Origin of the sequence: Sulfoacidibacillus ferrooxidans, from assembly GCF_022606465.1 — a bacterium.
GTDB classification, from domain to species: domain Bacteria; phylum Bacillota; class Bacilli; order Alicyclobacillales; family SLC66; genus Sulfoacidibacillus; species Sulfoacidibacillus ferrooxidans.
Genome location: NZ_JALBUF010000013.1, coordinates 40,640 through 51,642, shown reverse-complemented (window position 1 = coordinate 51,642; position 11,003 = coordinate 40,640). Strand labels below are relative to the sequence as shown.

The window sequence follows — 11,003 nt, the reverse complement described above, 5'->3', positions numbered from 1 at the left end:
CATCGACGTCGTAGTCACCAAAGATCATCACGGTTTCCTTGCGCACAATCGCATCCTGTATACGCGCTACTGCCTTGTGCATGTCGTGCATGAGAAAGGGGTCATGAAGTTGTGCACGTGATGGAGATAGAAACTCTTGTGTCGATGCTACGTCATAGCCACGCGCTGCTACAATGCGTGCAACGAGTGGGTGGAGTTGATAAGTCTGTGCGATGTGTTGAGCAAGTTCGATAGCTGCTTGCCTACCTATCCAACGTTTCATGAAAAGATCCCTCACTAAGTCTGTGTCTACTCAAGAATACACGAAAACAACGCTATCTGTTTTGTATTCTGATAGAGTTTACAGAAGTCATCTATGAAGATGAAGGATGGGTAGTCTGGGGTTTTATGTTCAAAGTGAATTGCAGAATAGACGTGCAGATTTTCGCAAGAAGTTTCTCTATAGACGCTTGGTCATAGACGCATCCTTTTACAAAAAAGGAACGAGGAGTTTGTCTTTTTTCTTGCACCTATTACGGCATAGCATGCACACACAAGATACAGACTCAGTTAGGTTCTTATGCGCTATTCATGCAATAAATATGTATAAATAGCGCATAAGAACAGGAGGGTCTTCTTGCACATTCGCCCCCTTAGGCGACAGAAGAGGGTCACACAGAATCAGACGCTGAACTATCCGAAGTACCGTTTTTATAATTCCTGATCCGTGGTGTCATGTAGGTTGCACATCCGACGACTACGGTTGCGCCTCCGGACGCCAACGTTAAACCCACCGTTCCAATATGCGTTGCCAGTAAGCCACTTAGCCAACTACCAGTAGGTTGTCCAAGCCCCGTGATGGGTCGAATTGTGCTGGATACTTTCGCTTGCATACGAAGGGGAACGATCTGTTGAATAATGGTCTTATAAAGTGGCTCGTATGGCGTATACACAAGACCATTTACCAACATGATGGCTAGTACCATCCAATACTGATGAGCAAACGCCAACACGACCGTAAGTATCCCCCATAGAACGATCACAGTCGCCATGGATGGTCCCATAGCCCATTTCCATGACTTCCTCGAAAACATAATTCCTCCAAGGAAAGAACCGACCGCAAATGCCGACCAAAGGAACCCGTACGCTTTTGCTCCCCCAAAGTGATTCTGAGCCATGAACGGCAACACGATGGAATACACGCCAAAGAAGAAATTGAAGAAGAAAGTCAGTCCCGCCAGTTGTAAAAGCAACTGACCATCTCTCAGCATTTTCACTCCATCTAGCAAATTCTTCGCGAGTTGCGCGAACGGAGTGCCGGGCGTATGTAGCGATGATGGGATGAGCGACATAAAAAGTGCGCAGATTACAAAACTCATCGCGTCAAGTATCAGAACAGGTCCGTAGCCAAGCCAAGCTACGGACAGCCCTGCAATTGCTGGTCCGACGACCAAGTAATGTGGAGATAGACATCATCGAAGAAATTAGCGGCTGTTCGTTCTTCAACCGGTAGCAGTTCGGCAATCAACTGGGAGCGTCCTGTGGAGGTCAGGGGCGAGACAACAGAACTGCATGCCAACAACACAAAACTCATCCAAATCCAGTGAGCGCCCACATGACTCATCCCAGCAATCCCGCCGTAAATCAATGCAAGCAATACATTTCCCACAACCATCAATCTGGGGCGTGAAAAGCGATCGCCTAAAACCCCCGCAAATGGATTTACAATAGCCGCTGGAACTCCCTTACAGAGAGAAATCAAGCCGACTGCGTCAAGAGAATGAGTAGTATCCAGTACCATCCACAAAACTGCGGCGGCTCCAAGTTCGCTACCAAAACCAGAAATGACAGAGCCCAACCACAAGTTTCGAAAGTGTTTGCGTCGAAGAAAAATTGAAATGCCCTCGTGTTCGACGCGCATCAGATCGCTCTCCAGTACCTGAGTGAGAAAAAGTCTTCATTTTTGTTAGATGCATATGCCTTTCTTGCTTTCGCAAATTTGAATCCTCTTGACTCATAAAACGGTATTCCTTTCAGATTCCCCTTGGCTACCGACACCCACTGATCTCGGACACCCAACCGCCTCAACTCGTCTGTAATTGCATTCAACAGCAATGTACCAATCCCCTGATATTTGCGTGATGGCTCAACGTATAGCACGAATAACTCACCGACTGATTCACTGATGATTCCTCCGCTACCAGCTCCAACTACTGTGTCTCCATCAACGGCAACCCACCATTCCCCACCGCGAACTTCATTCGAAACTCGTTCGGCATTATAAAATTCATCAACTATTCGTTGTATGTATTCGGAAGGGCGGAGTTCGGTGTACGTATCCCAATACCCACGAGTACATACACCACAAATCCCCTTCACGTGCTCGATGTCCGCATGCCGAACTTGCATAATGGCCCCCTTTACAAACATGTTGACTGGAAGAGTTACCTGTAATCATCTAGGTCACTTTCCGAATGTTCAATCCCCGTGATATACCACAAGAACCCAAAACACTTTTTTGTTGTATCAACAGCTTATCCACTTACCTTAAAGGCACTTCACGGAACTCGTCAACTAAGTCAGTCATCATAAGCCATCTATTTGAGTTCAGATACTATATAATGATGCAGTTGATATCCGTGTCCATGACGGCGTGTGTACCGCCTAGCCAATAGGAAATAACCTCGCGTTTAATTTTCAACCCAGAAACATGGTGTGCTCGTCGACGAAGCAGATTGGATTTCCAAACGGGTCATTGGCATAAAAACACCGTCTTCCCAAGGCTGAGTTTTGATACCTCCATCGACGGGGCACACCCCGTCTCCTTTATACGGTCATACACGTCTTCAAGATTACTTACGGCAAAATAAACGTGGTCTGGATTAGGTGGCAGGGTAAAGGAATCACCATCAGCTTTCGGGTCGAAGCATGCTAAAATCGTGCCGCCACAGTCAACATAGTGCCTCCCTGAAGAAACCCTCGCACCAGGTATACCAAAAATCGAAGCATAGAAATTAGAGGCTTGCTCGATATCCGAAACCGGCAAAATCACTCGGTATAACCGAACCATTTAGTCCCCTCCCGTGAAAATACTTCTTCAGGATAATGCCCGAGAGCGTCGGAACACGCGCCTCAAGCAACTGTATATTTATACATATAGTGCTACCATGGTGTAATTTTTTCAGCACCGATCTGTCAATGTAATCTTTAATAAATCGGAGGAATTGAATCAGTGAAGTGGAGTCAAAGAGGTCACTAAAAATGTGTATTTTTACAACCGAACAACCAAGACGTCCCGTTCATTCTTAATAAACTGCATGTCAGCATCCCGCGACACGAGTCCTAATTGTGCATCCATCGCAGTTGCTATAATTAAAGCATCAGGAGTTTTTAATTTTCTACCTTTATCACGCTGTTCGCGCCTCAAATCCCCTGCAGTTCTGGCTATTGTGGAGGTCACATCTATGCAGCGGCGCTCATTAAAAAGTCGCAAGCCATGTAGCTTCGGTTCTGACGGCATGCCACTAAGAACCTCACACTCGGTGATTACCGAGAAAAATAACGGCATCTTGTCGTTCACAGCCTGCTGAACAAATTCCATGACAATTGGCTCGTTAGCCAGAATGGCGATGGCGATATTCGTGTCGAGTAAATACCCGCGAATGGCGTTCAATTCCAGTCACTCTCACGCATCTGGCGTACAGTCTCCTCTAGTTGCTTAGCCTCTTCTGGAGTAAGAATTCCAGCCGACTCGAGAATGTCATCAACAGCGTACTCATCCTCTGACTCAACGGTTTCATTGTACAAGTTTACTGTGATTTTTCGACTGTCGAGATTAAGTTTGGAGAAAATCGTCCTCAACTGATTCACCGTTTCGTGATCAAGCTTTTTCGAAATGGACATGCCGTCCGCCTCCTTCATGAATGGGTATACTAACATTATAACTGAATTAAGCGACGGAGACTTCACTAATCAATTGATAAGCGGATGCGTCTTATGGAACTATCCTGCTCCGAAAGATAAGCAAACATCAAGATGCTTAACTGCGTAAATATAGAAAAATCGACAGGCAGCTGGAGTGACTACCAAATAGCTGGATTTCACCAACGCGTTCTTACTTGTTTTAATATTCGCCTTTAATTACAAAAAATGATCCACGAATTGTTCCAGCTAGTTTAGACTTCTGCCTAGCAAACTTAAATTTTCCTTCCAACTCTTTTGGTACCTCCATTCCCTCGGAAAGCTTTAAGCCAACAGCCCGTTTTTTAGAGTCATCTACCGTATACAAGACGTTGACCTCAAGACCATCCTCATAAAAAACATAAGTCCATTGGATATTTTCCACTTGAAAACGCGACGTTTCTAAAGGTCTAGCCGCAAACTGTATATCCCGTTCTTCTTTCAAAATTCGGTTCACATAATCAAGTGTTTCTTGGCTCTCACTAGCTGGAATAACCGTAAACTCATGCTTGTATTTGTTCATAAAATAACGGGCCTCGTTGGCACGTAAACCAGCAAGCGCTTCTACTATAGGTGAAGACTCTAAACCAACCGTAGATACATTTTTAAAATCAACGATATAGGACATTGACACAACTCCTCTTACCTTGGACTTCACTCGTATTGGTTGGAACGGCATAGCAATCATCTATTTTTAGTTACCATATCCCATCTCTCACGTTCATTATAGTCCTACTTCCTACGCTCTTCGGCCCATTACCTGAAGATCCGTTAGTCATAGAGCACTCGATAGTTATGCAATTGCGTCGGTAATCGTATCTTCGATTTAAGCGTCCGTTTCGCCCAACAAATCCAACAGACGCATTATTGGTTTCTCCAATCCTCGTCTCGACACAAAGGAACGCCTGTTTCTTTGGAGTAGATGACGTAAACTATTCCTTCTTCCCACTTGAAATATCCGAATCCATATGGCTCTCTCATGAATCGCTGAAGATGTGGTGGAACCTCGGCATCCCATAAACCACCTTTAATATCCACGGGGAAATTGTCTGTGTTTTCATTTGATGTGTGAAGGTATACGGCATTCTGTCCTGCATCATATTCATGGACCTGCACCCAGGTTTGATGAGGACGTTTCCAACCCTTGAGTTGCTTTTGAAAGTTCTCGAACGTCAGAAAGAGTGCTTTTAAGTGTTGGTCAAGTGCCCGTGCGTTTCTGTTTCCAAAGCCATGCCAATCTACATGCATATGCCACATATCATACCAATGGTCATTTTCTAACTCCAATTTGTAAGTAGGTACTTTTGTCAGCAGCTTCCTGTAGTACCTCCGCATTCCACGAAGTTTCTTCAGAATTAGTCCTCCCACCGTTGGTATATTGAGCATTTATGCAATGGCACTGATGTCAGTAAGCTGCCCGCTACTGACATAACCCAGAAAATACCTTAGTGTATATTTATGTACTGACCAATAAAATTCTTCTTGGAGATAGACCCCTGTTTAGGCAGTCGGATGACTTACAATCACAGTAGCGCTCATTCGCATCTTTGGACTAATCTAGACGCTTTACCATCTTGATGCTGGTTGGAATGTACCCCATTTTTGCATATAACTGATAAGCACGTTTGTTGTGCCCGAAAACATGTAAACCGATTGAACTGACATTCATCGAGGCAAGATCAGTTTCAAGAGCCATAAGTGCATGTGTCCCATATCCCTTGCCTTGAAATTCACTATATATCTGAATGATGTAAATAAACGCTGATTTCTCGCCATTCGTTTCTTTGACTGCATACCAAATCGCACCTATGACACCTGCTTCTTCGTGATGCAATGAGCACAGAAAATGCCCATTAGTGTAAATTCCATTAGGCAATAGTTCATTAGTTTCTTTAGCCGCTCGTTCAATCGATTCGGATTGTAACCATCTACCTTCATTTACATTTTCTTCGACATACTCTCTGATTGCCTCTTCGAAGAACTTTTCATATTGTTTTTCGGTCATTTGAACCAGACTTATCATTTATGTTCCTCCAACCAGTAATTACTGAAAATACCAAAAATAGCATTGTGTCGATATTGCGCTAATCTGCCCTTATGCGACATACCTGTGTCGTTGACAAGCGTGTATATTCATGCAAAAGGTGACTTGTTGTTTTGAATTATCGTCTCCTCCAGTAACCAATGGGACAGTCTACTTCAACTGTCCCTTAGAATCTTATCAACGAAAGCAGAGCTTTGCGAAACATTTCGACAATATTAGCCAGTGACGGTTGCAGCCATCTCGTCGTGGGCAGGACCTTGCATTTCTGTTGTACCCACTGAGCGCGCAAGTTGATAAAGCATGTACTGATTTAGACTTACGCCCTCCAATTTGGCTCTTGCGGCCAATTCGCGCTGAAGAGATTTTGGTAACCGCAAAAGGAACTTGCTCGGTTCAACATCATTTAGATTAACAGGTTCAGGAATTTCAATGCCATCCTGCAGAGCGCCATCGATCCAACAGCGTTTAGCGTCTTGAATCCTGTTCATCAGTTCAGCTAACGACTCAGCTTGTGTAATGCATCCAGGTAATTCCGTGATCTTTGCAACGTAGCCCCCAGAATGTGGATCAGGAATCACGGTTATAGCGTAGGGCAGTGCCATGTAGTAATCCAGATCCTTGTTCATTAAATCCACCCCTTTTGGCTGAGGATTTCAATAACTTGTTTCACGTAAACCTCTTTAACGTGGTTGCCATGACGAGGAACAACAATCTGATCTGTACCAAGGACATATCGATAATGACTTGTACCCTTGCCAGACTGTCTTCTCTCAAAGCCCGTGTTACGTAGCACTTTGTCGAGATCTTCGAACCGTACGGATCTCGGATGATTGCGTATGCTCTCCAATAATTTTCCCCACGGGCTCACGCTTTCACCTCGCGCCGAGCGATATCATATACGATATAATATCATGTTAAACTCGGAATTACCATCCTATGTTCTTTCTGTCGCATTCCGGCCCGATTGCGCAAGATTCCGAAAGTGTATGCCACCGTTTAATCATACAACAGGTGGGCGCTAATGACTCCTGAATTTGCGCGCCCGTATGCGCAAGTAGATTTGATGGTAATTTAAGCATAACGCACTCTGGTTTTACAGATTCTCACTTATAGAACGGTTCATCGTGACAGGTCATACGGCATGATTTTTATCCCACAATTAGATAAGCAGAATAAGCTTCTGTCTCACGCTCGACAGTACAGTTTCTGGAGCCGAACCAATATACGACGCTTCCCTCGCAAGCCAATCCACGCTCCGAACGTGATCGGCCAATACCACACCCGAGACAAGACCTTCTTCTGGCAAATTAACTTCAAACGGATATCCCTTTACTCGACTTGTGATTGGACACACAAGTGCCAGTCCGGCCGCCTCGTTGTAAGTTTTAGGAGATAGTACGAGGGCTGGGCGACGACCGGCTTGTTCGTGTCCTGCCTGGGAATAGAACTGAAGCCAGATGAAATCCCCACGATCCGGAGTATAGGTCATAGTAATTCCCGCCCCACCGTTCCAAAATCCGTCTCATCATGCCGATTGTCTCTCGTGATCTGTGTGACCAGATCCTCCAACGTGGATTCTTGCTTTTTGATGATGATCTCCCCATCTCGAAAGATCAATTCCACAACTTCTCCGTCAGAGAGGCTCATTTCCTCAGCAGCCATTACCGGAATTCTAATTCCCAAGCTGTTTCCCCACTTCGATACACGCGCCTGCATAGAAATCTCCCCTTTTCACGTTTACGCAAGGATATACATAATATATCCTTGCGTAAACTGTTTGACCACTGCGGAAGCGGTGGATCTCGCCCTAACCGTGGTTGGAGCTAAGGATTGTAGGAGTGCAGCCCTAGATTGATCACCTGCATCTTTGAACTAATGCGCCCGTTAGCCTAATATCGGAAGTGATTCAATATGTATTTTTGACTACATATGTTATTCATTTGAACAAGGTATTCTTTATGAATCCCTCTAGGAATTATCATTGTTTTCCACTCTGAGTTCCGCGACTGTTTGGCAACATACACAATCCGTTGACTCTTTACTCTGATTTCTATACACTAAAAGGCAACTAAAGGAGAGGAGTGATGTATGCTAATGAGGATGCCACATCGGTTCCCTGTGCTGTTATTTGGACCCGCAGTAATTCAGAATGGGATACGTATGCCCTTTTTCGGTCATCTCGTTAGCGTGCTTGCTCCTGACGGTGAGTAAATTCTCCGTGCAAGCGTTCTACCATAGAGCCGTTAAGGGTTGTTACCTTTAACGGCTCTTTAATTAACACAGAAACACTTGCAATTAAAGGGGATAATCTTGATGAAACAATATATTGACACAAATAGAGCCCGTTGGAACGAACTGGTCAGTATTCACAGCCAATCGGATTTCTATGGTGTGAAAGACTTTCTAATGGGTCGATCGACGCTGAAATCTATAGAACGGCAGGAACTGCCAAATGTCCAGGGCAAGCGATTGCTGCATCTACAATGTCATTTCGGTCTTGATTCTTTATCGTGGGCTCGGCGGGGGGCGAAGGTAACTGGCGTTGATCTTTCAGATAAAGCCATAGAGCTTGCAAAGGAACTTAACACCCAAGCTGGAATGGATGCTCAATTTGTCTGTTCTGATATTTTTTCGTTGCCAACGGTTCTGGACGATGAGTTTGACATTGTGTTCACTTCGTATGGGGTCCTTTGTTGGCTTGAAAACCTTAACGAGTGGGCAAAAATTATATACCGATACTTGAAGCCTGGTGGAACATTCTACATCGTCGAAGAACATCCCTTAACCAATGTATTTGATGTTGCTGAGGATGGCGAACTTAAACAAAGATACAGCTATTTTTCAGATGGCAACCCGCTTTATTGGGAAAGCAAACGTTCCTATACTGGAGATATTCAAGAAGTAAAAAATGCAGGGAGTTATCAATGGGATCACACGTTAGCTGACATTTTTGCGTCCATACTCTCATCTGGCTTGAATGTAGATCAGTTTCATGAGTTTCCGTACTGTATGTATAACAAGTATCCAGGGCTCATGGAAAAGCAGGAAGAGTATTGGTGGCTCAAACAAAACCATCAAATCCCTTTGCTTTTCTCACTAAAAGCCGTTAAACCTCTGTCACGATAGTCCACTGGAGGGTGCTCATTGAGCACCCTCCAGTGTTAAATTTTCTAACCATCTGCCCACTCACTATTTACAAAATAGTTTAGCTCGCTTTAGGATAATCCGGCCAAGATGTTCAATAAGTAGCGGTACTTATTAAATGAATATTCATGCAATTAAGGTTCGATCATGCCTTATTCGGGTCTCGCTCAAATGTATCAAGAACTAATAATCATGTCCGCAGTGGACAACGGACTTACTGTCTCTAAATAGTGGTCCTCCGCTTTCCAATACCTTGTTTTAAACTTCTCAATTTGTTCCCTGGTGCGTGCCGATTCACGTTGGAAACGTGTTTCTCTTTTACAATCCAGATACACAACGAAATCAAAGAACTGCCGCCACTCTTCACGTTGAAGAAATACACCTTCCATGATCACGATGCAATCGCTTGGTATTACAACCATTCTCATGGTTATTTCGTCACGTTCAGAGTCGTAAAACGGGAGATCTATTTCTAATGCGTCTCGTAATTTGCCAAACAAATTCTGCCTCAAATACCCGACATCCCATTGAAAATTGTAATACTCCTGCCACTGGGAAAATCCCGTGTCATATCGCTTCTTGCGTTCCACAATATGATCGTCAATATGGAAGACGCAAACATCTTGCCCCGTCTCGATTATACCTTGCTGCAATAAACTCACAACAGTGGTTTTGCCAGCTCGACTCAACCCATCGACACCGATGATGAGCCGTTCACCGCAATACCGCTCCAGAATGACGCTAACTAACTTGTCATAATTCCCTGTCACAGCTCCACCCCATATGCGGAAACTCAATTAATTTGAAAGAACCGTTATTGCAGACTACGCCCCGATAGCCCCATAACGATGACTTGTCTACACTGAATGTTTACGCAATTCCCGATGCAGCCGCCATCTTTCTTTCCCCCGTTACCTGAGGAAGGGAGCCTACTGCTGCTATTGTATTCACCCGCAGTTAAAGATAGAAAATCACCAATTCAGTGAGCATTAACCAAGTATGTCCGAAAACAAGAATGAAAAAATTTCAGGAACCCTTTTTCTAAAGTCTTCGTAATTATGTTTTGCATCAGAAACGACTTGGAATTTTGTGCGAGGAATTTTGTTTCTCAAGATTTCATATACGGCTTCGTTTGAATTTACAAAGGCAGTACTAATACTGTCTTCTTCGCCTGCTTCTTTTGTTCCGCAATCCAGATAAAATTGTTCGATTGAGGACATATCAGATTGACGAAGCAAGTTCTCAATTTCTTCCTGGTTCCGATAAAAAGCAGAAGACACGCCAGCAACCCTTGTGAAAATATGGGGATAACGGCAGGCAGCAAAAGTAGAAATGAGTCCCCCTAACGAGACTCCACCCATGTAGGTCTTATTTGGGGAAGTGCGGTATTTATGATCCACAATAGGCTTCAATTCATGTACGATAAAGTCAACGTACACTTCACCCTTTCCTCCTAATGCGCTGTCATCACCTAGAACCGCTTTACTGAATGCACCATTTACCCAAGGACAGTATTCGTTCACTCTCTCTTCACGAGACACATTTGCATCAATACCTACCACAATAAGTTTCAAGCCAATTTGCTCCAGATAAGATTCTAATCCTAAACTGACCCCACCGATGGCTACTTTGTCACGAAAAACGTTTTTTCCATCATGCATGTATAGCACTGGATAGTTCTCTTTGCTTGTGTAATAATTTTGTGGCAGATAAACTCGGATAGTTCTCTCTATGTTGAATGGAGTGATGAGAATTGAAAACTCATCTAGCATTGAGACACCTCCCCGTACGTTCATTGACTCAAATAAAGCTATTATACCAGTGCATTTGGTAAAATTGACGGAATTTCCTTCTTAAACTCTTCTGCTCCGAAAGC

16 protein-coding genes and 1 pseudogene are annotated in these 11,003 nt (G+C 44.1%); 1 reads left to right on the top strand and 16 read right to left on the bottom strand.

What is annotated here, in order from left to right:
* The 14 genes and pseudogenes from MM817_RS13555 to MM817_RS13500 all read right to left on the bottom strand — a co-directional run.
* Positions 1-262: pseudogene (locus MM817_RS13555) on the bottom strand (single-stranded-DNA-specific exonuclease RecJ); the annotation flags it as partial.
* Between the two features lie 388 nt (positions 263-650).
* A complete protein-coding gene (locus tag MM817_RS17025) occupies positions 651-1,433 on the bottom strand; it encodes an MFS transporter (protein ID WP_272879994.1) in 783 nt (260 codons plus the stop codon).
* Positions 1,397-1,900: an MFS transporter gene (locus MM817_RS17020; RefSeq protein WP_272879993.1), complete on the bottom strand. Its 504-nt coding sequence runs from the start codon at positions 1,898-1,900 to the stop codon at positions 1,397-1,399. The genes MM817_RS17025 and MM817_RS17020 overlap by 37 nt, the downstream gene beginning before the upstream one ends.
* Positions 1,900-2,388, bottom strand: coding sequence for a GNAT family N-acetyltransferase (locus tag MM817_RS13545; protein WP_241716096.1), 489 nt, complete (start codon positions 2,386-2,388; stop codon positions 1,900-1,902). The genes MM817_RS17020 and MM817_RS13545 overlap by 1 nt, the downstream gene beginning before the upstream one ends.
* A gap of 343 nt (positions 2,389-2,731) precedes the next feature.
* The gene (locus tag MM817_RS13540; RefSeq protein WP_241716094.1) at positions 2,732-3,049 is read right to left on the bottom strand and encodes a VOC family protein; all 318 of its coding nucleotides are present in this window, start codon (positions 3,047-3,049) and stop codon (positions 2,732-2,734) included.
* A 201-nt stretch (positions 3,050-3,250) separates the two neighbouring features.
* Positions 3,251-3,652 (bottom strand): type II toxin-antitoxin system VapC family toxin, encoded by a 402-nt coding sequence (locus MM817_RS13535; protein ID WP_241716092.1) that lies wholly within the window; start codon positions 3,650-3,652, stop codon positions 3,251-3,253.
* Complete coding sequence (locus tag MM817_RS13530; RefSeq protein ID WP_241716090.1) at positions 3,649-3,882, bottom strand: hypothetical protein; 234 nt, start codon at positions 3,880-3,882, stop codon at positions 3,649-3,651. The genes MM817_RS13535 and MM817_RS13530 overlap by 4 nt, the downstream gene beginning before the upstream one ends.
* 220 nt (positions 3,883-4,102) lie before the next feature.
* Entirely contained in the window at positions 4,103-4,567 is a 465-nt protein-coding gene (locus MM817_RS13525; RefSeq protein ID WP_241716088.1) for a phage tail protein, read from the bottom strand.
* Between the two features lie 236 nt (positions 4,568-4,803).
* Positions 4,804-5,187, bottom strand: coding sequence for a hypothetical protein (locus MM817_RS13520; protein ID WP_241716086.1), 384 nt, complete (start codon positions 5,185-5,187; stop codon positions 4,804-4,806).
* Between the two features lie 304 nt (positions 5,188-5,491).
* Complete coding sequence (locus MM817_RS13515; protein ID WP_241716083.1) at positions 5,492-5,962, bottom strand: GNAT family N-acetyltransferase; 471 nt, start codon at positions 5,960-5,962, stop codon at positions 5,492-5,494.
* 236 nt (positions 5,963-6,198) lie between these two features.
* On the bottom strand, positions 6,199-6,609 hold the full coding sequence (locus MM817_RS13510; protein WP_241716081.1) for a type II toxin-antitoxin system HicB family antitoxin: 411 nt from the start codon (positions 6,607-6,609) through the stop codon (positions 6,199-6,201).
* On the bottom strand, positions 6,609-6,851 hold the full coding sequence (locus MM817_RS17460) for a type II toxin-antitoxin system HicA family toxin (protein ID WP_419723400.1): 243 nt from the start codon (positions 6,849-6,851) through the stop codon (positions 6,609-6,611). The genes MM817_RS13510 and MM817_RS17460 overlap by 1 nt, the downstream gene beginning before the upstream one ends.
* Before the next feature lie 291 nt (positions 6,852-7,142).
* The gene (gene mazF / locus MM817_RS13505; RefSeq protein WP_241716079.1) at positions 7,143-7,472 is read right to left on the bottom strand and encodes an endoribonuclease MazF; all 330 of its coding nucleotides are present in this window, start codon (positions 7,470-7,472) and stop codon (positions 7,143-7,145) included.
* Positions 7,469-7,699, bottom strand: coding sequence for an AbrB/MazE/SpoVT family DNA-binding domain-containing protein (locus MM817_RS13500; RefSeq protein ID WP_241716077.1), 231 nt, complete (start codon positions 7,697-7,699; stop codon positions 7,469-7,471). The genes mazF and MM817_RS13500 overlap by 4 nt, the downstream gene beginning before the upstream one ends.
* 597 nt (positions 7,700-8,296) lie before the next feature.
* Between MM817_RS13500 and MM817_RS13495 the strand changes: the two genes are divergently transcribed.
* Positions 8,297-9,109 carry a methyltransferase domain-containing protein gene (locus MM817_RS13495; RefSeq protein ID WP_241716075.1) on the top strand — a complete coding sequence of 271 codons (813 nt, stop codon included), beginning with the start codon at positions 8,297-8,299 and terminating at the stop codon, positions 9,107-9,109.
* Positions 9,110-9,303: 194 nt separating this feature from the next.
* Here the strand turns inward: MM817_RS13495 and MM817_RS13490 are convergent, their stop codons facing one another.
* Both MM817_RS13490 and MM817_RS13485 read right to left on the bottom strand, forming a co-directional pair.
* Positions 9,304-9,897: a kinase gene (locus MM817_RS13490; protein WP_241716073.1), complete on the bottom strand. Its 594-nt coding sequence runs from the start codon at positions 9,895-9,897 to the stop codon at positions 9,304-9,306.
* Positions 9,898-10,116: 219 nt separating this feature from the next.
* Positions 10,117-10,899: an alpha/beta hydrolase gene (locus tag MM817_RS13485; protein WP_241716071.1), complete on the bottom strand. Its 783-nt coding sequence runs from the start codon at positions 10,897-10,899 to the stop codon at positions 10,117-10,119.
* Positions 10,900-11,003 lie beyond the last annotated feature (104 nt).

Bases quoted from the DNA above. Each gene is read 5' to 3' on its own strand.
- MM817_RS13530 (WP_241716090.1), bottom strand. From the start codon at position 3,882: ATGTCCATTTCGAAAAAGCTTGATCACGAAACGGTGAATCAGTTGAGG.
- MM817_RS17020 (WP_272879993.1), bottom strand. From the start codon at position 1,900: ATGCGCGTCGAACACGAGGGCATTTCAATTTTTCTTCGACGCAAACAC.
- MM817_RS13545 (WP_241716096.1), bottom strand. From the start codon at position 2,388: ATGCAAGTTCGGCATGCGGACATCGAGCACGTGAAGGGGATTTGTGGT.
- MM817_RS13500 (WP_241716077.1), bottom strand. From the start codon at position 7,699: ATGCAGGCGCGTGTATCGAAGTGGGGAAACAGCTTGGGAATTAGAATT.
- MM817_RS13495 (WP_241716075.1), top strand. From the start codon at position 8,297: ATGAAACAATATATTGACACAAATAGAGCCCGTTGGAACGAACTGGTC.
- MM817_RS13525 (WP_241716088.1), bottom strand. From the start codon at position 4,567: ATGTCCTATATCGTTGATTTTAAAAATGTATCTACGGTTGGTTTAGAG.
- mazF (WP_241716079.1), bottom strand. From the start codon at position 7,472: ATGACCTATACTCCGGATCGTGGGGATTTCATCTGGCTTCAGTTCTAT.
- MM817_RS13540 (WP_241716094.1), bottom strand. From the start codon at position 3,049: ATGGTTCGGTTATACCGAGTGATTTTGCCGGTTTCGGATATCGAGCAA.
- MM817_RS13485 (WP_241716071.1), bottom strand. From the start codon at position 10,899: ATGCTAGATGAGTTTTCAATTCTCATCACTCCATTCAACATAGAGAGA.
- MM817_RS13510 (WP_241716081.1), bottom strand. From the start codon at position 6,609: ATGAACAAGGATCTGGATTACTACATGGCACTGCCCTACGCTATAACC.
- MM817_RS13520 (WP_241716086.1), bottom strand. From the start codon at position 5,187: ATGCATGTAGATTGGCATGGCTTTGGAAACAGAAACGCACGGGCACTT.
- MM817_RS13515 (WP_241716083.1), bottom strand. From the start codon at position 5,962: ATGATAAGTCTGGTTCAAATGACCGAAAAACAATATGAAAAGTTCTTC.